Source organism: Streptomyces lydicus (assembly GCF_004125265.1).
GTDB lineage: Bacteria > Actinomycetota > Actinomycetes > Streptomycetales > Streptomycetaceae > Streptomyces > Streptomyces lydicus_C.
In genome coordinates this window covers 406,239-429,884 of record NZ_RDTE01000003.1, presented here as the reverse complement: position 1 = coordinate 429,884, position 23,646 = coordinate 406,239, and the positions used below count along the sequence as shown (strand labels likewise).

The following is a 23,646-nucleotide window of genomic DNA, read 5'->3' as shown; positions in this document are numbered from 1 at the left end:
CGCCGTGGCACCGGCCGGCCGGGGACGGCGCCCGCACCGGACTCACGCCATTGCGTCGGCCCAGCCGTAGGCGGCGCGGTGGTCGTGCCGGGGCGGCCCGGCACCGATCCCTTCGAGATCGAGATCCGCCACCCGCTGCAGTTGCCCCGCGAGGTCCTTCATCGCACGCCCGGCCGCGATCTCGTCCCCGATCTCCGGTACGTCCCGGTCCTCGGGGCTGCAGCGGGCCGTGCCGTGCCCGGTGAGGGTGGTGGTTCCGGTCAGGAGCACCACGCGTGCCTTGGTCGTCCCGTCCTCCTCGAAGAGGAAGAGACGGACGGGCCACTCGACTGTCGTTGCCATGGCTCACCTCTGCTTTCCACCGGGGGCTGCCACTACCGGGGGCTGCGGCCTGGGGCCGCGGGCGGAGCCGTCATGCCCTCGGCGGGCGGTCCCGCCGGTATGACCTCTCACCGACATCATCCGCCTTCTGCCGCGGGCCGTCACGGCGCGCGCCACCGGCCGTCTCAGACCGTGGACGCCCACCGCCCGTGGTCACTCGTGCGGCACCACGGCCACCGGACACGGAGCGTGGTGGACGGCCGCCTGGACGACATGGCCGATCCGCGGTGCCGGCAGCCGGCGCCGGTGCCGCCGGCCGACGATGAGCAGCCGGGTGTCCGCGGCGCTGTGCAGCAGGGCCGGTGCCGGACTCTCCATCACCACCCGCTCGTTCACCCGCAGGTCCGGGTACTTCTCCCGCCACGGATGCAGCGCAGCGGCCAGCTCCTGCCGCGCGTCGCGCGCCGCCTCCTCGGCGAGGACCGGTTCCACGCCGCCGCCCCGGTTGTAGGCGTACGACGGCAGGTGCCTGCCGTGCACGGCGCGCAGCGCGGCACCCCGGCGGGCGGCGGCGTCGAAGGCGAAGGCGAGCAGCGCCTCGCACGGCCCGTGCAGGCCCAGCCCCACCACCACCTCCCCGTCCTGCCCGGTCGCCGCGATGCCCGGCCGGGCACGTACCAGCACCGTGGGGCACTCGGTGTGTGCCACCAGCTTCAGCCCGAGCTCGCCGAGGGCGAAACGGGACACCGGGCCCAGGTCCCGTGAGCCGAGGACCAGCAGGTCCGACTCTCCCGCGGCCTTCTGCAGGGCGTCCAGGGGGTCGGCGGGCACCAGGACCGGGTCCACCGGGAGGTCGGGGAATCGGGTGCGCACCGCGGTGACGGCTTCCTCCATCATCCGGTGCGGCCAGTAGTTCTGGTCCCCCTCCTCCAGCTCCTCCAGGGGACGGTCCACCGGCTCGGGTGCGAGCAGCACCCAGGCATGCAGCAGCCGCAGGAGTGCGTGGCGCAGCCGTGCTTCGTGTGCCGCCCACAGGATCGCGGACAGGGACTCGGGCGTACCGTCCACACCGGCGGTGATGACATCGTTCATGGTCTCGCTCCGTTCCTGGCGCGATCGGCGCATTCGCGCCCATACCTCCAGGGTGCTCGACCTGGCCCGCTACGGCACGGGCCATGCGGCCCGCGCTCGGCCCCCGCTCGCCCTGCCCGCCGCCCGCCGCCCGCCGCCGGGTCAGCGCGGGCCGGGTCCGGTGCCCTCGTGCCCGGTGCGGCCGTGTCCGCTGCCGTCATGCCCCGTGCCGCCGTGCCCGCTGCCGGCGTGCGCGGGGTGAGCCCCGGGACCGTCCGGCGGCGTACCGCCCATCCCGCGCAGCATGGCCCGGCCCCCGGTGCGCAGGAAGCGGTGGACCAGCGCGGCGGCGAGGAGGAGGAAGGCGAGGTTGAGCCAGGTGGTGTAGTTCCACGAGACCCCGGACATCGGGACCGTCGCGTCGGCCTGGCGGGGGATCAGCCCCAGAGCGCCGAAGACGGCTTCCACCGCGTAGCCCGCGACGACGACCGACGCATAGAACGTGACCAGCAGGAACAGGGCCATCCTGGTCCCGTAGTACTTCCGGTAGATGTGCAGGATCGGCAGGATCAGCAGGTCGGCGAAGATGAAGGCGACCACCCCGCCGAAGCTGATCCCGCCCTTCCACAGCACCACCGCCAGCGGCACATTGCCGATGGAGCAGACGAACGAGGCGATCGCCACCAGCGGTCCGATCAGCGGCCCCCACACCTTCGCGGCCAGCGGGTGTCCGTCGAAGAAGAACGCGCGCCAGAAGCTGTCGGGGACCCAGGCGGCGATGGCCCCGGCGATCAGCAGGCCGAGCACCAGATCCTTGAGGATCGCGGCCCATTCCATGACGAAGACGTGCGAGGCCGAGGTGTAGCCCTCGGCGGAGAACAGCCGCCGCGCGAAGGCCCCCTCGCGGTGTACGGACATGTCCATCGCGGCATGCCCCTCCATGGAGCCGGCCAGCCCCCGTTCGGCCTGCGCACGGGCGCCCCGCAGCAGCTTGTCGCGCAGGAAGAGGCGGAACAGCACGGCCAGCACGACGATCATGACCGGTCCGCCGGTGAACTCGGCGAGGGTGAACTGCCATCCCATCAACAGGGCCAGAATGACGCCGAGTTCGACCACCAGGTTCGTGGAGGCGATCTCGAACGCCATGGCGGCCGTGACGTGCGCGCCCTTGCGGAACAGCGACCGGGCCAGCGCGACCGCGGCGTACGAACAGGAGGAGGACGCCGCACCCAGCGCGGCGGCCAGCGTCAGGGTGCGGGGACGGTCGTCGCCGAGCAGACCGACCACGGTCGAGGTGCGCACCACGGCCTGGACGACCGCGGACAGCGCGAAGCCCAGGATCAGCGCCCAGGTGATCTCCCAGGTCATGGATCCGGCGATGGACAGGGCGTGCAGGATCGGGTGCATCGGCTGAGGTGTTCCTTGGCCTGCCGCGGCGCAAACGCCCGCTCGCCCGGTGGCGTTCCGTGCCCCGGCCCGGTCGGCGGGCGCGTCAGATCCGTCGGACCCCGCCCGGTCGGCGGGCGCGTCAGACCCCTCGGGCCCCGGCCCGGCCGACGGGCGCGTCAGACCCGCCCGTGCGCCTTCTGCGCCCGCCGCGACAGCGAGTCGATGACCACGGCGATCAGCAGCACCCCGCCCGTGATCATGAACTGCACGGCGGTCCGGATGCCCATGAGGGCCACACCGGAGGCGATCGACTGGATGACCAGGACGCCGAGCAGGGCGGACCAGGTCCGGCCCCGTCCGCCGAACAGGCTGGTGCCGCCGATGACCGCGGCGGCGATGGCGTCCATCAGCAGCAGGCCCGCCCCCGACGTCTGACTGGCCGAGGTGACGCGCGAGGCCAGGAACAGACCGCCGATCGCGGCCATCGTGCCGGACACCATGAAGACCGAGATACGGACCAGGTCCACATTGAGGCCCGTGCGGCGGGCGGCCTCGACGCTGCCGCCGAGGGCGAAGATCATGCGTCCGTAGCGGGTACGGCGCAGCACGCAGTCGAGGCCGACGAGCACGACGAGGAAGATCAGCAGCGCCAGCGGAAGCCCCAGGAACTGATTGAGGACCACGGCGGCGGCCAGGGCGATCACCGCCAGCACCCCGGTGCGCAGCAGGATCTCGCCCATCGGCCGGGCGGGCACACCGGCGGCCCTGCGCCGGCGCATGTCACGGTACGAAGCCAGGAAGTAGCCGGCGGTGCCGAGCACCGCCAGGCCGTACGCCGCGGCCACATCGTTGAAGTAGTAGCTGGTCAGCATCGCGAGCAGGCCCTTGTCGTCGATGTTGACCGTGCCGTTGGAGCCCAGGACGTAGAGCATCAGGCCGTTCCAGCCCAGCAGGCCCGCGAGGGTCACCACGAACGCCGGCACCCCGACCTTGGCGAAGAAGAACCCCTGAACGGCACCGATCACCGTGCCTCCGAGCACCGCGACCAGCAGCGCAAGCCCCTCCGGTACGCCGTGGTTCACGGTCAGCACCGCGAAGACGGCCGCCGCGAGGCCGCTCACCGACCCCACCGAGAGGTCGATCTCGCCGAGCAGCAGAACGAAGACCACACCGACCGCGATCATGCCGGTGCCCACGATGTCCACGGTCAGATTGGACAGGTTCCGCGGCGAGAGGAAGTCCTCGTTCAGGCTCTCGAAGATGATCCAGACCACGATCAGACCGAGGGCCACCGGCACCGAGCCGAGCTCGCCGCTGTGGAACCTCCGCCGGAGTATGCCGAGGGGGTTCTGCGCCCCGAAATCGGGCGTGAGACGGCGCCGGTCGGCAGGGGTCACCGCCCCGCCGGTGGTTTCCTGCCCGCTGGACGGCCGCTGTTTGCGCAGGGCCCAGGTCCTGCTCACGGCTGCACCTCCCACCCCGGTGTCCTGCGGCGGGTCACCGCGTTGTCCGTGGCCCCGGTGATCGAGGAGATGATCTGTTCGTGGGACGTGGTCGTCACATCGAAGAACCCGTTGTTCCGGCCGAGCCGCAATACGGCGACCCAGTCCGCCACCGCCTTGATGTCCCCCATGTTGTGGCTGATCAGGAGCACCCCGAGCCCGCGTTCGCGGAGCTGGTCGACGAGATCGAGGACCTGGGCGGTCTGTTCGATGCCCAGGGCCGCGGTGGGCTCGTCGAGGAGCACCAGCCGGGGTTCGCCGAGCAGGGAGCGGGAGATCGCGACGGTCTGGCGCTGGCCGCCGGAGAGCGAGGCGACCGGGAGCCGGACGTCGGGCATCCGGATGGCCAGCATGTCGAGCAGGTCCAGGGTGAGGCGTTCCATCTCCACCTCGTCCAGCACACCGGCCCGGTGGATCTCGCGGCCCAGGAAGAGGTTGCCGACCACGTCGAGGTTGTCGCACAGCGCGAGGTCCTGGTAGACGGTGGCGATGCCCAGGTCCTGGGCCTCGTGGGGCCGGGTGATCTGGACGGGACGGCCGTCCCACTCGACCACCCCCTCATCGGCGGCGTCGACCCCGGCGACCACCCTGATCAGCGTGGACTTGCCGGCGCCGTTGTCGCCCACGAGCGCCACGACCTGGCCGGCGCGGACCTCCAGTTCGACATCCGCCAGGGCCTGCACGGCGCCGTACCGCTTGGAGATGCCGCGCAGCGCCAGCAGGGGCGGCGCCGGTGTCGGTCGCCGGAGGGCCGGGCCGGGCTCCATGGGGGTACCTGCCTTACCTGGTCAGTCCCGCCTTCTGGCAGGCGGACGCGAACTTGGGGGTGCAGATCTGCTCGATCGTGTACGTGTGGTCCTTGACCACGGTGTCCTTGATGCGGTGCACGGTCACCGAGACCGGCGTGAGCAGCACCGCCGGGATGCCCCGGGTGGTGGGGCTGTTGACCGTGTGCGTCGTGATGCCGTCGAGCTTCTTGCCGCGGCCCAGTGCGACGGCCATGGCGGCGGCGGTGCCCGCCTCGGGCCCGAAGGGTTTGTGGACGGTCATGTACTGATCGCCGGTGACGATGCGCTGGATGGCGGCGAGTTCGGCGTCCTGGCCGGTGACGGGCGGCAACGGAGAGATCTTCGCGGCCTCCAGGGCGGAGATGATGCCGGCCGCCAGCCCGTCATTGGCGGAGTAGACGCCGTCGATGTGACCGGCTCCGAGGGACGAAATGGCGGCGGACATATTGCTGTTGGCGTTCTCCGGCCGCCACCCGGCGGTCTCGTAGCTCTTCGCGATCTTCACCTTGCCCCGGAGCACATCGAGCGCGCCCTGCTCGAACCAGGCGGAATTGGGGTCCGTCGAATCGCCGTTCATCATGACGATCCGGTCGCCGCGCGCCTTGTCGCCGAGTGCCTGGAGAAGCGCCTCGCCCTGCAGTTGGCCGACTCTCCTGCCGTTGAAGGAGACATACGCCGAGACCGGTCCCTCCACGAGGCGGTCGTAGGCGACGACCGGGATTCCCGCCGCCCGCGCGCTCTCGACCGGTGAGCGCAGCGACTTGGAGTCGACGGCGTCCAGGATCAGCACCCGGACCCGCTTGGTGATCATCGCGTCCATCTGCTGCTGTTGGGTGGCCACATCGTGCTCCGCGCTGACCACCTCCACCGTGCAGGCGGGGCAGAGCTGATGGATCTTCTTCTCGATCAGCGGCTTGTCGAAGTGGTAGAGGCGCGAGGTGTTGTCCGGGAGCAGCACACCGATCTTCAGGGCGCCGGCGGAGCCGGGCCCGCTGGGCTCGTGCACCCCGGCGGCCTTGCCGCAGGCGGCAGGACCGGCCAGCAGGCACAGCCCGGCCAGGACGGCGGCAGCTCCCCGCAGACGGGTACGCACCTCAGGGAACCTCCTTCCCCTCCCGCCGGCCGTCCGCGCCGGCCGGCGCCCCCTCGGAGTCGAGCTGTTCGTGCGGCTGCAGGGTGATCTCGCTCCACACCTGCTTGCCGCCGCTGAGCGGCACCGAGCCCCAGGACGCCGACATCGCCTCGACCAGCAACAGCCCGCGGCCACCGGTCGACTCCCAGTCCACGCTCGTCGGCTTGACGGGGGAGCGGGGCGACGCATCGTTCACCGCGATCCGCAGCCGGTCCCCGGCCAGGGTCAGATCCAGCCGCACCTCGCCCTGCGTATGGGCAATGGCGTTGGTGACCAGTTCCGACACCACCAGCAGGGCTACGTCCAGCTCCTCGCTCACCTCCCAGGAGCGCAGGGTGCGGGCGGTGAAGCGGCGGGCGTGCATGACCGCGTCGGGGAGCCGCCACACCGTCCAGTGCACCCGGGTCGGGCGGACGCGCATCCCGTCGTAGCGCAGCACCAGCAACGCCACATCGTCGTCGCGCCGCTTCGTCTCGCCCAGCAGCCGGTCGGCCAGCTGCCCGGCATCGGCCGGGTCGGCCGCGGCCAGCAGCTCGCGCACCCGGCGGATGCCGTCGTCCAGGGGGAGCGCGGCCGATTCGGCGAGGCCGTCGGTGAGCAGGACGAGCACGGTGCCGGGGGCCAGGCCCACCTCGGTCAGCGGGAACTCCCCCTCGGCTGCCACTCCCAGCGGGGGACCGCCCTCGACCGACAGCTCCTCGGTGCTGCCGTCGGGGTACCGCAGCAGCGGCGGCAGATGCCCGGCCCGGACGAACCAGGCGATGCCCTCCTCCATGTCCAGGTCCACATAACAGCAGGTCGCGAAGAGATCGGTCTCCATGCCGAGGAGCAGCCGGTTGGCGTGGGAGAACACCACGTCGGGCGGGTGCCCCTCGACCGCGTAGGCCCGGATCGCGGTGCGCATCTGGCCCATGATCGTGGCGGCGCCGGCGCTGTGGCCCTCCACATCACCGATGACGAGCGCGATCCGCCCGTCGGACAGCGGGATGACGTCGTACCAGTCGCCGCCCACTTCGAGGCCCATCGTGGCGGGCAGATAGCGGGCGACGGCCACCCCGCCGGGCAGCGACGGCAGCGTGCGGGGCAGCAGACTGCGCTGGAGCATCGTGGCGAGCTCATGCCCGGCGTCCAGCGCATGGGCGCGGACGAGGGCCTGGCCCACCAGACCCGCGGTCGCGGTCAGCAGGGACCGTTCCTCCGGCCCGAACGGGTGCTCCTCCTCCCAGCCGACCAGGCAGACTCCGACGATCCGCCCGCCGGCCGGCAGCGGCAGGACGGCGAGACCGCCGGGACCGATGCCCGTCAGGTCGGGTTCGAGGGAGGCCCCCGGAGGCCACAGGGCCACATGGCCGCCCCGTAGCACGCTCTCCAGCGAGGGCATCGCATGGCACGACGCATCGGGCCATTCGGATCGCCACTCGGACCGCCACACCGCGGGCCAGGCCTCGGGTTCCGGCGGGTCGAGGACGGACACCACAAAACGGTCGGCCTCCAGCTCGGCCACCGCCACCCGGTCGGCGCCCAGCGGCGTCCGCAGGGCGGCGATCACCACCCGGCTGACGTCGCGGACGGTCGTGGCGCCGGCCAGCGCGGCGGACAGCCGCTGCACGATGGAGACCTCGTCCGCGCCGGGGCGCAGATAGGAGGCGTCGGCGACCACGCCCAGCATGCGCTCCGGGGCGCCGGCGGCGTCGACCAGCACCCGGCAGCGCAGACTCAGCCAGCGGAGCTCGCCGTTGGGCCTTCGGATACGGATCGACAGCTGCTGGGCGGGGGAGGGCAGCCGGCCCGGCTCCACCATCGACATCAGCGCGGGAACGTCGTCCGGCGCGGTGCACTCCAGCAGCGTCTCCACCCGCCGGTCGAACCGTTCCGGAGCGATCCCGAACAGCTCCAGTACCTGGTCGTCCGCGTCGATCCGCCCGGTGGCCGGCACCAGCGTGAAGGCGCCGCCCCGGAGGGTGTCCAGCCCCGGCCCCAGCAGCGACCGCCGCTCCGTGCGGGCCATCACCCGGGCCGCGACGGCCTCCAGGCCGGCGGACACCTGGTCGGCATGGAGTTCCAGCAGATGGCGGCGGTCGGCGTCGAAGGCGTCCGGTGCCTTGTCCATGACGACCAGGCACCCCAGCCGTTTGGCGTCCCCGCCCAGCGGCAGCACGCCCAGGGAGACATCGGACGGCAGTGCCCCGGCGCCGTCCCAGGGCTGTGCACCGGGGCTGCCCGGCGGAGCGGTGACGCCGTACTGCGCGAGCTCCGCCGGGCTCAGCCACAGGGGAATGCCGGTGCGGAAGGCTGCCGCGACCGGGGAGTTGCCGGACAGCGGGAAGCTCGCCGGCAGTCCGTAGGGGGCGCCGGTGCCGCCGACCATCTCGGCCAGCTGAAGAGCGCCGCTCTCCTCGGCGGGCACATAGACGGCGGTCAGCTCAGCCCCGTTAGCCCCGAGGACACGTGCGGTCACTTCCTGTACCGCCTCCGTATGCCGGAAGCCGTCGTCGTAAGCCACGGTCGCCGTATCCGCCCTCGGGAGCCGGAGCGTCCACCCCGCCACCGCTTCACCGGATATGTCGTCATTCACGGCCTCTCCTCCATGGTGCGGCACGCAGGGAGGGCGCAGCTAGTCGGAGCGGGGGCACCGTGCGTGGCGTCAGGGATTCAGGGCGTCAACACGGCGGCCCCCTGCACCCGGTCGGCGGCCAGGTCCGTGAGGGCCTGCGGGGCACGGCTCAGCGGGTACGGGCTGACGGTGACCCGGATGCCGATCCTCGCCGCGGTCGCCAGGAACTCCCGGCCGTCCTGCCGGGTGTTGGCGGTCACGCTGCGCAGATTCCGCTCGTTGAAGAGATGCCGTTGATAGTGGAGCGGAGGGATGTCGGTGAGGTGGATGCCGGCCACGGCGAGCGTGCCCGCACGGTCGAGTGCCTCCAGCGCCACCGGCACCAGATCGCCCACCGGCGCGAAGAGGATCGCCGAATCCAGCGGTTCGGGCGGGCGGTCATAGGCCCCGCCGGCCGAGGATGCGCCCAGATCGAGGGCGAGTTCACGGGCCCGGGCGGACCGGGTCAGCACATGCACGGTCGCGCCTTCGGCCAGGGCGACCTGTGCGGCCAGGTGCGCCGAGGCGCCGAAACCGTAGATGCCGAGCCGCCCTTTGGAGGGCAGTGCGCTGCGGCGCAGCGCGCGGTACCCGATGATCCCGGCGCACAGCAGCGGTGCCAGGTGTGCGGCGTCCTCGCCGTCCGGGAGCGGATAGGCGAAGTCCGCCGGGACGAGAGCGGTATCGGCGAAACCGCCGTCCGCGTCCCAGCCGGTGTACCGGGAGGACGGACAGAGGTTTTCGCGGCCCGCGCGGCAGTACCGGCAGACACCGCAGGTGCCGCGCAGCCAGGCACCGCCGGCCCGGTCACCGGCCCGGAACGCGGTCACCGCCTCGCCGGTGGCGATCACCCGGCCGACGATCTCATGGCCAGGGACGGTCGACGGGCGGTGCGGGGGCAGATCGCCCTCCGCCAGATGCAGATCCGTACGGCACACCCCACAGGCTTCCACGCTGAGCAGCAGGTCCCCCGGGCCCGGTTCGGGGACCGGACGGCGGACGGCGGTCAGCGGCCCGGAGTCCATCGGGCCGGGACGCCGGACGGCCCAGCCGGACACCATGTCCGGGCCCGCGGTGGTGGCCATGTCACCAGAATGGCGCCCACCGGAGCGGCGGACAAACGGTGCGCCGGTGGCCCTCGGTCCGCCTACGTCCGCGTGTGCGATGACATAGCCGGATCGAGTGGTTTTGTGGTCTCTTGCGGCGTATCGCGAGTGTCCCTCCCGCTTCCCGGGGATCTGCTCTTCGGAGAAGGGTGGGAGAGGCGCATGCGCGACACCGTCGGCACCGGCCGCTTCGCGGCAACCGGTGGCTGGCGTGTGCTGATGGTCGTCGCGCTGCTGGCACTCCTGCACTCCGCGCTCACCACCGGCTGCTCCCATGGACCGGCCTCCGATGCCCACGGCTGCCCTCCGCACGCCGGCGCCCCCGCCGTGCCGGGCGCGGCCGAGCGGACCTGCGTCACGGCGGAGCCGCTGCCGGCCTCCACCGGCGGCGGAAAGCATCCGGGCAGCGGCGTCCGCCGCCTGTGCGACGCCTCGGCCTGTCATCTGCGTCATCAGGTCCCCACCGGGGCCGGCGGCAAGGCGCTCGGGGACTCTCCCTTCGCGCAGACCCTCACCGCGTCGAAGGACGCCTCCTCCGGGGCCGCCGTCACGGCCGCTGCCCCCGCATCGCCACCACGCGCGCTCGTCCTGCGCTGCTGAGCCGGCCCAGGCCGCATCACCCACCCCACCCCGTCACGGGGCCATGGGGCGATCGCGGTCTGCCGTCATCCGTTCTCGGCACTTCCACCGCAGGAGATGTGTCATGCCCTTCGATGTCTACGCCGCTCTCGGCGCGCTCGTCCGCGCCGAGGCCCGACGCGCCAAGCCGGTACCCGCGCCCACCCCCGCCGACCATGACCATGACGCCATGCAGCAGCCGAGCACCCCGGCGCCGCCGCCGGCCGCACCGCTCGCCGAGCCATCGGGCGAACCGCCCACCGAGCCGTCAGCCGAACTGCCGGCCGAGGCGCCCGCCGAGCCGCCCGCTGCTGATATCGCGGCCCCGCCTCCAGCCCGTAAGAGCCTGCTGCGCAGGATGATGCACCGGCTGACGGCGCTCTTCGGCCGGGGCCGGCGTGCCGGCTCAGGGACGGAAGGGCCACGATCGGCGCGCGGTCCCGGCGCCGGCGGTCCGGGCACCGGCGGTCCCGGCATCGACCGTCCCGCCGCCGACCGTGCCGCCGCCGACCGTCCGGAGCGTCACCCGCGCCAGGACGGGGCACGCCCCGCCGAACCGCCGTCGGGGTCCCCGCTCGCGTAGCGGCCGTGGAAGTGCGCATACCGCTCCAGCGGGTCGCCGTCCATGCTCCACGGCCAGCTGGTCGCCACCCCTCCGGTGGCGCGCAGCGCGGTCCCGGCCTCGGCCGTCCGGCCGGCTTTGATCAGGGCGTAGGCCAGCAGGTTCAGGTCGGCCAGGGCCGTCGCGTGCCGGAGGAACCCCGTGCCCGGCCAGTAGTGCGCGGCCTGGTCGAGAGCCCGGGCGGCGTCGGGGCGCCGCCAGATCTCTCCGGCGCCCAGAGCCGTCATGCCGCCCTCGGCGACGGCTCGCTGATGGCTGAGGACGAGCGAGGTGAGCTCCAGACCGGCGGCGGGGGCGTCGGGCGGCATCAGGGAGCGGACACCGTCGAGCAGGTCCAGCACCAGGGCGCTGGAGCCGCACTCGTCCGGCGAGAGATAGCCCAGGGCCTGCAGATGCGCCTCGCGGTTCCAGGGATCGCGCGCCTTGATCTCGCGCCAGACCGCTGCCAGCTCCGTGGAGGGGCGCTGCTCCACGCGGAGAGTGGCCAGGTGTACCGCCCACGGTGTGGGGTCGGCGGGCACCAGCTCCGCGGCGAGCCGGCAGGTCTCACGGGTGGCGTGCAGGTCGACGGAGGAGTCCTGCCGGGCGTGGAGCAGATCCGACCAGGCGTGGAGGAGGAGTGCGCCGTGGTCCTTCGGGCTGTGCTGCCGCCAGATACCGGGCAGCGACCGGCCCGCAGAACCGGCGAGCACCCCCAGGCGGTGGGCCTTGCGGTCCCAGTCCTCGCCGGCGTCGTGGATCGCATCCGCCATCAGCGCCATGACGGCGGTGTCCAGCGAACCGCGGGACCAGCAGGTCTCGACGCGTCGCCGGACCCGCCCCAGGGTCACATCGTCGAGCTCGGGGACGAGGCGGGGAAGGCTGCCTTTGCGGCGTCTGAACGCGGGCATGTCTTTCGGCGGCCTTCCGGTCGTGGGCTCGCAGGCGGGCACGTGGCTAGCAGGCTAGTGGCACCGCTGTGCCGTACGGGCGGCGGGTGCGGGGCACACCGCCGACCGTACGGCACAGCGTTCGGTGGCCGTCCGGCCACCCTCGGCTAACGGGCGGTGACGGCCGCCTTCTCGGCGGCACGGGCGCCGAGCCGGTCGCGGACCAGGGAAACCGCGACCACCAGCGCGGCGAGGAGCACCGACAGCAGTACCTGGATCCGGCCGCCGCCCTCGCTGTCGTCGGTGAGCATGTAGACCAGCACGAACGAGATCATCGCGATCGTCGCCCAGGTCAGGTACGGGAACAGCCACATCCGGACGACCAGCTTCTCCGGGTTCTCGCGCAGGATGATCCCGCGCATCCGCAGCTGCGAGAAGCAGATGACCAGCCAGACGAAGAGCGCGACCGCGCCCGAGGAGTTCAGGAGGAACTGGAAGACGGTGTCCGGCCACAGGTAGTTGAAGCCGACCGCGATGAAGCCGAAGAGGACGGAAGCGAGGATCGCGGCCTGCGGGACGCCCCGCGAGTTCGTCCGGGCGAAGGCCGCCGGGGCGTCGCCGCGCTGGCCGAGCGAGAAGGCCATCCGGGAGGCGGTGTAGAGGCCGGAGTTGAGACAGGAGAGCACGGCCGTCAGCACGATGACGTTCATGATCTGGCCGGCGTGCGGGATGCCGATCGAGTCGAGCGCCGCGACGTAGGAGCCCTTCTTGATGATCGAGGGGTCGTTCCACGGCAGCAGGGAGACGACCACGAGGATCGAGCCCAGGTAGAAGATGCCGACCCGCCAGATCACGCTCTTGGTGGCCTTGGTGACCGCGCGCTCCGGGTCCTCGGACTCACCGGCGGCCAGGGTGACGATCTCGCTGCCCATGAAGGAGAAGACGACCATCAGGACGCCGGTGAGGATCGCGCTGGGCCCGTGCGGAAGGAATCCGCCGTGCGAGGTGAGGTTGCTGAAGCCGGTCGCCGCGTTGGCGGAGCCGGGCAGTACGCCGAATATCGCCAGGCCGCCGAGGACGATGAAGGCCGCGATGGCGACGACCTTGATGCCGGCGAACCAGAACTCGAACTCACCGAAGGAGGCGACCGAGGAGAGGTTGGTGGCGGTGAGGACGAACATCACGATCAGCGCCCAGGCCCACTGCGGGACGGCCGGGACCCAGCTGGTGAGGATGGCCGCACCGGCGGTCGCCTCCACGGCGAGCACCACGACCCAGAAGAACCAGTACAGCCAGCCGATGGAGAAGCCGGCCCAGCGGCCGAGCGCCCGGTCCGCGTAGGCGGAGAAGGAACCGGAGGTCGGGTTGGCGGCCGCCATCTCGCCGAGCATCCGCATCACGAACACGACCATCGCGCCGACGAGGGCGTACGACAGCAGGATGCCGGGGCCGGCGGCGGCGATGCCGGAGGCGGAGCCCACGAAGAGACCGGCGCCGATGACTCCACCCACGGCGATCATGGACAGATGGCGGTTCTTGAGGCCCGACTGCAGGCCTGACTGCTGCGGGGCCTGCCCGTGCCCCGGGGGAGTGGGCGGAGCGGCCACGGGGTTGGGGGGAGATGTAGTCATCTTCGACATCCATTGAGGGTTGGAGGGGTCATGCACGTGGTGACTGCTGGGATCGCCTCGGTGGCCGGACGTACGACAAGGCCGGGTGCCCTCAGGCGGCGATCATGGCCCTGACGTAGAGCGAAGGCACGACGAGCGGGCCGTTGCCTTCGGATGCCCTGCACGGGTGGGGGAGTGCTGATCGCCCCTCCGCGCCGCGGCCCGTCCTTGTGGGAGGTGAGCCGCATCACGTCCGGATTGGGATTTGCGTAAGCGTATGTGGCGGTGCGCGGCGGCGTATTTGTGAGAGGGGACAAATTCCCCTGCGAGAGCTGTGCGTCCGGACAATGAAGATTGGCGGAAAAGGGGCTCGCGCTCCGGGGCTATGGGAGGTGAGCGCCCTTCACCGACCGCTCACCTTGCCCCCGGCGGCGGACGTCGCGACGGCCGCTGGTACGGGCGGACAAGGCCCTGCACGAACCCTTGGTCGGCGCGACAGATGCCTCGGGCCGCGGGCGCCCTAGCGTGAGTTCGGCCCTTTTGACGGCCGACGAGCAAGGGGACTCCATGGCCACCCTTCCCTCCGCCCGACAGACCCGTACCGCCTCGCCGCACGCTGTGCCCGCCACTCCATCAGTGAGGGGCGACGACAGTGGGTCGGGAGACGTAACACCGGGTGAACCACGCGGTGACGCCCCGGCGGGGGAGCCGCCGGAGCACCGGGCGGGACCGGAGCGCCCGAGGCCCGAGCCCGATGACGAGCCCGATGACGAGGCCGATGACGAGCCCGAAGCGTCAGAGATGAATCCGGCCGCGGGCCCGGCGGACCGGGCCCCCGGGACCGTGCTGATCGGTGCGACGACGCTGGCGCGCCGGGTCTGCGCCTCCCTGGAGGAGAGCGGACACCCGGTCGACCACCTCGCCGCACCGGACGACCAGGACCTGCGCCGGGCGCTCGCCGCCCGGCCGGCCGGGGTGGCCGTCCTCGTGGGCGACGACCTGTCCGCACTGCGCTACGCGCTCGCGGTACGGCACGTCTGCGACACCGTCCGGATCGTGGTCACCGTCTTCGACCGCACCGTGGCGCAGCAGCTCCGGTTGCTGCTGCGCCACTGTGTACCGGTCTCGCCCGCCGATCTCCTGGCGCCGACGCTGGCCGGACTGTGTGTGGACCCCGATGCCCTGGCCGTATGGGACGACGGGCAGGGCGCGGTGGCGGTCCGGCGGTCCGGGGGACACCTGGTGGAGACGGCATGGCGGGCGAGCCCGGGCGCCCGGCGGCGCGCGTTGCTAGGGCGGCTGCGGGGGCAGTTGCAGCCGCATGACGCGGACGCCCGCCTGCTGCTCATCGGGCTGCTGGGGATCGTCGCCGTACTGGCCGCGGACTGGATGTGGCTGGTCGCCGTCTTCCACCAGCCGGTCAGCACCGCCTTCCTGGAAGCCGCCCGGGTCGTCGCCGGTGTGGGGCCTGCCGCGCCGCATCCCGGCCATCCCGTGTACGAGGTGGTCTCGGCCGTGGCGATGCTGGTGACGGTGGGATTCACCGCGCTGCTGACCGCGGGCATCGTCGACCGGCTGTTCGGCCCCCGGCTGGTCGGCGTCCTGGGGCCGCGGGTGCTGCCCCGGGCCGGTCACGTCATCGTGGTGGGGCTGGGGCAGGTGGGCCTGCGGCTGTGCCAGACCCTGCGTCAGCTGGGGGTGCCCGTCATCGGGGTCGAGCGCGAGCCCGCCGCCCCGAATCTGCGCCTCGCCCGGTCGATGGGGATACCGGTGGTGCTGGCGCACGGCGAGGACCGTGCGGTGCTGGCGCGGCTCGGACTGGGGCGGGCGCGGGCGCTCGCGGCCGTGGGCTCCCACGAGTTGGACAACATCGCCGTCGCGGTCGCCGCCCACGGTGTGGCACCGGACGTCCGGGTGGTGCTGCGGGCCGGGGAGGACGAGGCGATCGCGGAGACCCGCTCGCTGCTGCCCCTCGGGCTGACCCGCGACATCACCAGGACCAGCGCGGCCTTCGTGGCCGCCCATCTCACCGCCTGCCGGTCCGGCGCCGCGCCCCGGCGCGTGGTGGCCGATGCCGACTGCGACTATGTCGATCTGCCGGGACGCGGTCTCGTCGGCCGGCCCGTCGCGGCCGGGGACGACTGCGGCCATGTCCCCGGCGAGGGCGAGCGGACTCCGGCCCGCAGCGTGCCAGGTCCGGGGTGAGACGCGGCATCACGGCGGCGATCCGGTCCTGGCTCAGCCTTCCTCGACGACGGAGGATCCGGCCCCGGACGGCATGCCCAGCTCGGTCCAGATGATCTTGCCGGTGGGCGTGTAGCGGGTGCCCCAGCGCCGGGTGACCTGCGCGACGATGAAGAGCCCGCGCCCGCCCTCGTCGGTGGTCCGGGCATGGCGCAGACGCGGCGAGGTGCTGCTGGCGTCGGAGACCTCGCAGATCAGGGCGTCCTGCCGGATCAGCCGCAGCGTGATCGGTCCGGTGGCGTGGCGGATGGCGTTGGTGACCAGTTCGCTGACGATCAGCTCCGTGGTGAACTGCAGCTCGTCCATGCCCCATTCGCACAGCTGACGGCCAGCCAGAGCGCGGGCGCTGCCGACCACGGCCGGATCGGTGGGCAGGTCCCAGGAGGCGACCTGGTGCGCGTCCAGGGCGTGGGTCCGAGCCAGGAGCAGCGCGGCGTCATCGGACGGCGGCCCGGTCATCAGCGCCTTGACCACATTTCCGCCGATGTCCTTCAGCGTCTGCCCGGGCACCGAGAGGGCGTTGCTCAGCCGGGACAGCCCGACGCCGATGTCCCGGTCGCAGGTCTCGATCAGTCCGTTGGTGTAGAGCGCGATCAGACTGCCCTCGGCAAGCTCCAGTTCGACGGACTCGAAGGGCAGCGTCCCGAGGCCGAGCGGCGGTCCCGCGGGCAGGTCGGGGCAGTCGACGGCGCCGTCAGGACCGACGACCAACGGCGGCAGATGGCTGGCGCGCGCCATGCTGCACCGCCTGCTGACCGGGTCGTACACGGCGTACAGGCAGGTGGCCCCCATGAACGTCGAGGCCACGCTCGGGTTCCCGGCGTCCGCCCCCGGGTCGGCGTCCGCCGCCGGGTCGGAGCCCTGCGTCGTCACCAGGCCGATGACCAGGTCGTCCAGCCGGGCCAGCAGTTCATCGGGCGGCAGGTCCAGGTTGGCCAGGGTGCGTACGGCGGTACGCAGCCGCCCCATTGTCGCCGCGGCGTTGATGCCGTGCCCCACCACATCCCCCACGACCAGGGCGACCCGCGCCCCGGACAGCGGAATCACATCGAACCAGTCGCCGCCCACTCCGCTCGGCGCGTCCGCGGGGAAGTACCACGACGCCACCTCCAGGGCGGATCCGCCGGTCAGTTCGTGCGGCAGCAGGTTCTGCTGCATCACCCGGGCCGCGGCGCGCTCGCGGGTGAAGCGGCGCGCATTGTCGACGCACACCGCCGCCCGGGCCACCAGCTCCTCGGCGAGCCGGACGTCGTCCGCCACGAAGGGCCCCAGACGGCGGGAGCGGAAGAACGTCGCCGCGCCCAGGGTGATGCCCCGGGCCTTGACCGGCGCCACCATCACCGAGCGGAAACCGAAGGCGCGGATCACATCGGCCCGGACCGGGTCCTCGGTGACCCAGGAGCTGGTGGCGAAGTCCAGTACGGGCTCCACGAGGGATTCGCCCTTGAGCAGACAGCGCGCGATGGGCGACGAGGGGGAGCGCCGGACGGCTTCCCCCACGGCAAGTCCGGCCTCCGGGCAGCCCTCGTGCACCGACTGCTGGCCGGAGCGCCGCATGGTGGGGGTGTTGTCGACCGGCCCGGGAACCGGCTCGGCGCCCCGCAGGACCGAATCCAGCAGGTCGACGGCGACGAAGTCGGCGAGCGCCGGCACGGCGACATCGGCCAGTTCCTGTGCGGTCCGGGTGACATCCAGCGTGCTGCCGATCCGCACACTGGCGTCGTTCAGCAGCCCCAGGCGTTCCTGCGCCCGCCAGCGTTCGGTGACGTCGATGACCATGTACCACAGGCCGATGCGCCGGCCCCGGGGGTCCTCCAGCCCGAAGAACGAAGCCGAGTAGGCGCGCTCCTGGCTGGGATCCGCGTACGTGGGGCTGCGGAATTCGTAGTCCATCACCGGCGCCCCGGTCTTCAGGACCCGCCGCATCCGCTCCTCGAACGCCTCGGCCTCCAGCTTCGGCAAGACCTCCGCCACCCGCTTTCCCAGCCGCCGGTCGAGCGGGATCAGGCGCTCCAGCACCTCGTTGACCCAGACGTACCGCAGGCCGGTGTCCAGTACCGCCATGCCGACCGGTGCATGCGCCAGGAACGGTTCGAGCATCAGCTGGTTCACTCCGCCGCCCGGCATCCGCCATTCCTCCAGCGCGAGGACGGACCACCGTTCCTCGCCTGTGCGGTCGAGCAGCGGTGTGACCTGCACCGCCAGCTGCAGATCCCGGCCGTCCCGGTGACGGGCCGCGACCGATCCGCCCCAGCCGTCCCCCGAGCGGCACCACTCCGCCACGGCGGCCACCCGCGCCTCGTCGCCGGGTATCACCAGCAGCTCCGCCGCGGGACGGTGCAGGATCTCCTCGGCGGGATATCCGAGCAGCCGCTCCGCCGCCCAGGTCCACGCGACGATCCGCCCCTGCGCGTCCAGTTCGGCCGTGGCCGCCTTCGCCATGTCCCATGCACGGCCCGACCCGCCCGGCACGGCATTCTCCGAGGTCATCATCGCCAGCCTGTCAGCTCAATGGAGCAATATGGCCAGTTTAGGAGAATTGTGGACTAACGGTGGTCTGGGCGATCCCGGGGACGGGACGGCCGCGGCTCGGCCGTCGGGCTCGCGGTCAGGGCGGTCAGGGGGCGGGCGGCAGCCGCAGCTGGAGCATCGCCAGCAGTCGCTGATCCGGGCGGCTGAGGTCGAGGCCGGTCAGCTCCTCTGCGCGGCGGATCCGGTAGCGCAGCGTGTTGGGGTGCACATGCAGCTCGGTGGCCGCGGCCCGTACGTCTCCGAAGGCGTTCAGGTAGGCGAGGACCGACTCGGCCAACTGTCCCTGGCTCCGGCTGTCGTGAGTGACCAGGGCGGTCAGCCGGGGATCGCGCATCTCCGGGTGCGCGGAGAGCAGCGTCAGCACCTCGCTGACCAGCACCTCGGCCTGGATGTCCGGCAGCGCGGCGACCGTGGTGGCGACGCCCGCGCTCACCATCGCGTCGAGGATCCGGTCCGCCTCCCGCCGTGATTCGGGAACCTCCCCGAGTCCCGGCACGATGCAGCCGATGGAACCGCGCAGCGGCATGCCCAGATGCCGGCGCGCGGCCTCGGTGATCGCCTGCCCCCAGCCGCGCAGCGTGCCGGTGTCGATGCTGCGCGGCAGCTGCGGCAGCAGTACGTAGATCCGCGCATCGACCTGGGTGACCAGGGCGCTGCGGTGCCGGGCCGCGGTGTGCACCGAGATCAGGTTGCTGACCTCGGAGCGGGTCAGCTCCGGCGGGGTGGCCTCGGCGGTCCCGTACGAGAAACCCAGGACGGCGGCCGGGCGGGCCGCGTCCAGGGCCAGGTGGTTCGCCAGCGGCTGGGGGCCGGTGCTGCCCTCCAGCAGCCCGGCCGCCAGTGTCCGGGTCAGCGTCAGGTCCGCGGAGAGCTCCCGGCGGCGGCGTACGAGGTGGAGCGCGGCGACCCGGGCCGCACCCAGCAACGCCTGGTCCGAGTGCTCGGTCAGCGGCGCCGAGCCCTCCTGTACCCAGATGGTGCCCAGCTGCCGCTCCCCGGACCGGATGGCCACCGCCAGCCGCCGGCGGATTCCCAGCTCGGGGTGGCTGTCGATAGCGATCACCTCGTCGGAGGCACGCAGCCGCTGGAAGACGCCCCACTTCCGCAGCCGCGCCAGATACGCCTCCGGTCCCTGCCAGCCCAGGATGGACAGCCGCCGCAGGTCGTCGACCTCGTCGGAGTCGGTGGAGCGGGAGTAGGCCAGCACGCGGTTGGCGGTGTCCTCGATGCTGACGATGCCGCCGGTGAGAACGGCGGTGGTCTGGGCGAGCGAGAAGAGATCACCTTCCTCGTGCCCCTCGCCGGGGCGCCCCTGCGGCACGCTCTCCAGCGCCGCGCGGACCAGTGCGTCCACCTGCTCCCAGCGCGCCTCGCTCCGGACGGACAGCAGCGCGATGCCCGCCTCGACGGCGGTCGCGCTGAGCGCCGCGGCCTGTCCGGGAGTGTCCAGCTTGACCGCGACGGCCGCGGCGCCGTCACGCCCGCCGGCCCGCAGCGCGGGGAAGGCGGCGCGGCCGCGGGCGCCTATGGCGAGCACCAGCTCGCCGGGGTGGGTGATCGGCGGATCCTCGGGGTCCAGCAGTGCGACGCTGCGGATTTCGACGTCCAGCCCGGCGGGCGCGGCCTGTAGCTCCACCAGGGGTTCGCCCAGCGACATCAGTAGTTGGCGGAGGCTGATCCCGGTCGGGGGCGGCGAGGCCGTCGCGGCCGGCTCCATGGCCGGCGCCTCCGCTGGACCCGGGTGGCCTGGGCTCATGGGGCTGCTGGCCATCTTGCAGGCACTTCCGATCACGTCACATCAAGCATTCGGTCGGCCCCGAGGTGAGCCACCACCGCACGTATGAGCTACGCCAACACTACTGATGCTATCCGCCGGGGCCATGGGGGCCATCGGGGCTGTGGGGGGCCATGGGGTCCGCCGGAGCGCCCGGCCCCTGCCTGCCGTCGGCCCCTGCCCCGGCGCCCCGGCCGCCCTCACCGCGGAGGTGCCGGGGCGGCCCGAGGCGAACCGGCAGGGGGCGTCGCTCGTCGGCCCCGCCCCTCACCCCCTGACCGGCTGGTCCCTCGTCCTCGTCAGGCCGTACGGCCCGGTGGGGCGCCGGGCGAGGGCTCCTTCCTGAAGGCCCACGTCATCTTCGGCTCCATGACGAAGCGCAGGGCGCGCTGGACCGGTGGGGTGCACAGCAGCGTCACGATCACACCGGCGAGGAGCGTGACGGCGAGGGCGCCCCACGGGGTGTGGATCCAGTCGGCGTCGTACCAGTCCCACCAGCGGGAGGCCTTGGCCAGGAATCCGTGCAGCAGGTAGCCGTAGAGGGTGCCGGCGCCCAGTACGGTGCACCATGTCCGGCGGCCGGGCACCCAGGCCAGGAAGCAGGCCGTGAGGACCAACGAGCAGCCGAACATGGCCAGTTGCATCAGGATGCCGCACCACCACGGCACACCCAGATGCTGTGCGCTGTCGGTGTGGTAGAACCATGCGTCGTTCATGCGCGGCACGGCCCAGTAGGCGAAGGCCAGCGCGGCCACGAGGACGGGCACCGCGGCGATCCGCGCCGCCCGGCGGCGCACGAGCTGGAAGTGCTCCGCTTTCAGGCACATGCCCAGAACGAAGAACGGCAGGAATTGCAGGACCCGCTGCAGGTCAAGGCCGCTGCCGAGATCCGGGGAAACCGAGGCTGCCAGGGCGATCGCCAGGGCCAGGGGTACCGGCCACCGGACGATCCGCCACAGCGGGGCGGTGAGCCGCCAGAGGAACAGGGCGACCAGGAACCAGGTGAGGAACCACGGGTCCGTCAGGTCGACAGAGAAGTCCGGCACGTCGCCGGCCCAGTACCGGAACGCCGCGTAGGCCGTCTGGAACACGATGTACGGGACGGCGACGCCGGTGACCAGCCGCTGCAGCTGGTTCCGCCGCATTTCGAAACTACGGGAGAAGTACCCGGATATGACGGTAAATGCGGGCATGTGGAACGCGTAGACGAAGATATAGAGCGCGGCCGCGCTCCGGCTGCCGGCGTAGAGAGGTTCCCAGGCGTGGCCCAGGGCCACCAGCACGATCGCCAGGTATTTGGCGTTGTCGAAGAAGGCGTCGCGGTGCTTTGCCGGGGGCGGTGGCGCCGATTCGGCCTGGGTGCCGCCCGGGGTGCCGGCAGGGGAAAGGGCGGGGGAGTGGCCGGGGGTGGCGGTCCCCTCGGCGGTGGCCGGCCGCTCGTTGTCCTGCAGGGCGGAGGCGGAGGAGTGGGAGGGAGGGATCACGACACGGCCTCCCAGTGGCCGTTCGGTCGTCGGGCCCTTCTTGCCGTGGTGATGGGGGCGATCACTGCGGCGATCGTGGCAAGCGGCATCCTGACTCCTCATATGTGCTGGTAGGGGACGGGTGGAGGACCCTACCGGTGCTGTGTGGCGTTCCTGGTGCGGGTCGGCGGGATCTGGTGCCCCACAATGCTGTGGGGCACCTTCGCCCGCCGGTGCGCCCGCGGACCGGGAGGCGAAGGTGAAGGCGGGGGCGCGTCCGCGGATCGGGAGATGTTCCTGCTCCGGAGGTGCGCGCGGGGGCCGGGGAAGGTGGCCGCAGGCCGACGGTGCGCCTGCGCCTGCACCTGCGCCTCGGTCATGGGACGGTTCCCCCTCCTGGTCGTCTACAGTGTTGTAGACCATCTGGCACTCTAGACACCGGGGCGCGCGGGACGCATCCCGACCCATCACGGGAGGGGCTGACGACATGGCGCGGTGTCCGGGTGCCCGCCCTTCTGTACGTCGCCGGCCATGGGCGCCGTTCATCCGTACCGAATCCCGGCGGCCGTCCGCCACCCGGGCCCGTCACCATGCCCGTTGCTCTCCTGTTCCCGGCCCCGCCGGCCTTGTTCCCGCCTGCTTTGTTCGCATCGGTCCCGTTTGTGCCAGTCCTGTTTGCGCCAGTCCCGTTCGCACCGGCGCCGTTCGCCGGCCGCACGCACCGCCGCGCCCGCCCGCCGGGCCGCTGCCGTGCCGGTCCGCCGCGCCCTTCGCTTCGGCCCGAGGGCACGACCACCAGTACAGTCGCTTCACCGACCGGTGCACCGCGGCATACGTGGGTCCCGGTGACGCCGGAGGCATCCGCCAGACCCGCCCCGGCCGAACCGGGAGCACCGACGAGGGTGCCGACGCCCCCTCGTCCCCGCCGTGCGCCCGGCCGCAGGACCCCACGCCCACCGCACCACGGCGCATCCGCGCCGCACGTTCACCCCATCACCGGAAATGGATCCCATGAGCGCGATCAGCATCGGCCAAGCCGTCGTCCTCGGAGCCGTCGAGGGGGTGACGGAATTCCTTCCGGTCTCCTCCACCGGCCACCTCAAGATCGCCGAAGGCCTGATGGGCATCCCCGTCAACGACAAGACCGTCGTCGCCTTCTCCGCGGTCATCCAGGTCGGCGCGATCGCCGCGGCGCTCGTGTACTTCTTCAAGGACATCGTGCGCATCGTGGGTGCGTGGTTCCGCGGGCTGCGCAATCGCGAGGAGCGCTACCACCACGACTACAAGTTCGCCTGGTGGGTGATCTACGCCACCATCCCGATCGTCGTCGTCGGCCTGGCCGCCAAGCCGCTGATCGAGGGCCCGCTCGCCTCCCTGTGGGTGGTGGCCGGGTCGCTGATCATCGGCAGCGGGGTGATGTGGGCGGCGGACCAGATGGGCCGCCACAAGCGCGGTGAGGACGACACCTCGCTCAAGGACGCCATGTGGGTCGGCTGCTCCCAGATCCTCGCCCTGCTCTTCCCGGGCTTCTCCCGCTCCGGCGCGACGATGTCCACCGCCCTCATCCTCGACCTGGAGCGCGTCGCGGCCACCCGCCTCTCCTTCTTCCTCGGCATCCCGGCCCTCACCGGAGCGGGCATCTACGAGCTGAAGGACGCCATCGGTGCCGGCGCCGCCGTTGCGCCACTGGCCATCGGCACCGTCGTCTCCTTCGCCGTCGCCTACGCCTCCATCTCCTGGCTGCTGAAGTTCGTGGCCAAGCACTCCTTCAACTCCTTCGTGATCTACCGGATCCTCGTCGGCGCGCTCCTCTTCGGCCTGCTGGGCATGGGCGTCCTTTCCTGACGGCCGCCGCGGGGTCCGTCCGGCAGCGATCTGACCCCGCGCACCTGTCCGGCCGACGTATCTCCCGGGCCGGTTGAACGCTCCCGGGGCGCAGTCCGTACAAAGGGGTGTGCCGCGGGATTTTCCCCGATTCCCGGCCCGGCCCGGCCTTCCTGTGGACCTGGGCC

17 protein-coding genes are annotated in these 23,646 nt (G+C 72.2%); 4 read left to right on the top strand and 13 right to left on the bottom strand.

The window, feature by feature from the left end:
* Positions 1 to 42: 42 nt before the first annotated feature.
* The 8 genes from D9V36_RS04615 to D9V36_RS04580 all read right to left on the bottom strand — a co-directional run bounded on the left by D9V36_RS04615 (position 43) and on the right by D9V36_RS04580 (position 9,881).
* Positions 43 to 342 carry a dsRBD fold-containing protein gene (locus tag D9V36_RS04615; RefSeq protein WP_129292629.1) on the bottom strand — a complete coding sequence of 100 codons (300 nt, stop codon included), beginning with the start codon at positions 340 to 342 and terminating at the stop codon, positions 43 to 45.
* 192 nt (positions 343 to 534) lie between these two features.
* The gene (locus D9V36_RS04610) at positions 535 to 1,413 is read right to left on the bottom strand and encodes a universal stress protein (protein WP_129292628.1); all 879 of its coding nucleotides are present in this window, start codon (positions 1,411 to 1,413) and stop codon (positions 535 to 537) included.
* Between the two features lie 141 nt (positions 1,414 to 1,554).
* A complete protein-coding gene (locus tag D9V36_RS04605) occupies positions 1,555 to 2,799 on the bottom strand; it encodes a permease (RefSeq protein ID WP_129292627.1) in 1,245 nt (414 codons plus the stop codon).
* A gap of 158 nt (positions 2,800 to 2,957) precedes the next feature.
* Positions 2,958 to 4,244, bottom strand: a complete 1,287-nt coding sequence (locus D9V36_RS04600) for an ABC transporter permease subunit (protein ID WP_129292626.1) — start codon at positions 4,242 to 4,244, stop codon at positions 2,958 to 2,960.
* On the bottom strand, positions 4,241 to 5,050 hold the full coding sequence (locus D9V36_RS04595; protein WP_129292625.1) for an ATP-binding cassette domain-containing protein: 810 nt from the start codon (positions 5,048 to 5,050) through the stop codon (positions 4,241 to 4,243). The genes D9V36_RS04600 and D9V36_RS04595 overlap by 4 nt, the downstream gene beginning before the upstream one ends.
* A 13-nt stretch (positions 5,051 to 5,063) precedes the next feature.
* The gene (locus D9V36_RS04590) at positions 5,064 to 6,164 is read right to left on the bottom strand and encodes a sugar ABC transporter substrate-binding protein (RefSeq protein WP_129292624.1); all 1,101 of its coding nucleotides are present in this window, start codon (positions 6,162 to 6,164) and stop codon (positions 5,064 to 5,066) included.
* A 1-nt stretch (position 6,165) separates the two neighbouring features.
* Complete coding sequence (locus D9V36_RS04585) at positions 6,166 to 8,571, bottom strand: SpoIIE family protein phosphatase (RefSeq protein ID WP_347239871.1); 2,406 nt, start codon at positions 8,569 to 8,571, stop codon at positions 6,166 to 6,168.
* Between the two features lie 284 nt (positions 8,572 to 8,855).
* Positions 8,856 to 9,881, bottom strand: a complete 1,026-nt coding sequence (locus D9V36_RS04580) for a zinc-dependent alcohol dehydrogenase family protein (protein ID WP_129292623.1) — start codon at positions 9,879 to 9,881, stop codon at positions 8,856 to 8,858.
* A gap of 183 nt (positions 9,882 to 10,064) precedes the next feature.
* Between D9V36_RS04580 and D9V36_RS04575 the strand changes: the two genes are divergently transcribed.
* Positions 10,065 to 10,502 (top strand): hypothetical protein, encoded by a 438-nt coding sequence (locus D9V36_RS04575; protein WP_129292622.1) that lies wholly within the window; start codon positions 10,065 to 10,067, stop codon positions 10,500 to 10,502.
* Between the two features lie 103 nt (positions 10,503 to 10,605).
* Positions 10,606 to 11,103: a hypothetical protein gene (locus D9V36_RS04570; RefSeq protein WP_129292621.1), complete on the top strand. Its 498-nt coding sequence runs from the start codon at positions 10,606 to 10,608 to the stop codon at positions 11,101 to 11,103.
* Here D9V36_RS04570 and D9V36_RS04565 read toward each other — a convergent pair.
* Positions 11,043 to 12,032: a hypothetical protein gene (locus tag D9V36_RS04565; protein WP_129292620.1), complete on the bottom strand. Its 990-nt coding sequence runs from the start codon at positions 12,030 to 12,032 to the stop codon at positions 11,043 to 11,045. The two genes, D9V36_RS04570 and D9V36_RS04565, sit on opposite strands and share 61 nt — an antisense overlap.
* Positions 12,033 to 12,178: 146 nt before the next feature.
* On the bottom strand, positions 12,179 to 13,651 hold the full coding sequence (locus tag D9V36_RS04560) for an amino acid permease (RefSeq protein ID WP_431357641.1): 1,473 nt from the start codon (positions 13,649 to 13,651) through the stop codon (positions 12,179 to 12,181).
* A 771-nt stretch (positions 13,652 to 14,422) separates the two neighbouring features.
* Between D9V36_RS04560 and D9V36_RS04555 the strand changes: the two genes are divergently transcribed.
* Positions 14,423 to 15,826 carry an NAD-binding protein gene (locus D9V36_RS04555; RefSeq protein ID WP_241720703.1) on the top strand — a complete coding sequence of 468 codons (1,404 nt, stop codon included), beginning with the start codon at positions 14,423 to 14,425 and terminating at the stop codon, positions 15,824 to 15,826.
* A 33-nt stretch (positions 15,827 to 15,859) separates the two neighbouring features.
* On the opposite strand, the gene D9V36_RS04550 is transcribed toward D9V36_RS04555, so the two are convergent.
* From D9V36_RS04550 to D9V36_RS04540, 3 genes are all read right to left on the bottom strand, one after another.
* Positions 15,860 to 18,358 carry a SpoIIE family protein phosphatase gene (locus D9V36_RS04550; protein ID WP_129292618.1) on the bottom strand — a complete coding sequence of 833 codons (2,499 nt, stop codon included), beginning with the start codon at positions 18,356 to 18,358 and terminating at the stop codon, positions 15,860 to 15,862.
* A gap of 124 nt (positions 18,359 to 18,482) precedes the next feature.
* Positions 18,483 to 20,114, bottom strand: a complete 1,632-nt coding sequence (locus D9V36_RS04545; protein WP_164992877.1) for a helix-turn-helix domain-containing protein — start codon at positions 20,112 to 20,114, stop codon at positions 18,483 to 18,485.
* 356 nt (positions 20,115 to 20,470) lie between these two features.
* A complete protein-coding gene (locus D9V36_RS04540; protein ID WP_164992876.1) occupies positions 20,471 to 21,655 on the bottom strand; it encodes an acyltransferase family protein in 1,185 nt (394 codons plus the stop codon).
* 990 nt (positions 21,656 to 22,645) lie between these two features.
* On the opposite strand from D9V36_RS04540, the gene D9V36_RS04535 reads away from it, so the two are divergent.
* On the top strand, positions 22,646 to 23,479 hold the full coding sequence (locus tag D9V36_RS04535) for an undecaprenyl-diphosphate phosphatase (protein ID WP_129292617.1): 834 nt from the start codon (positions 22,646 to 22,648) through the stop codon (positions 23,477 to 23,479).
* Positions 23,480 to 23,646: the final 167 nt, after the last annotated feature.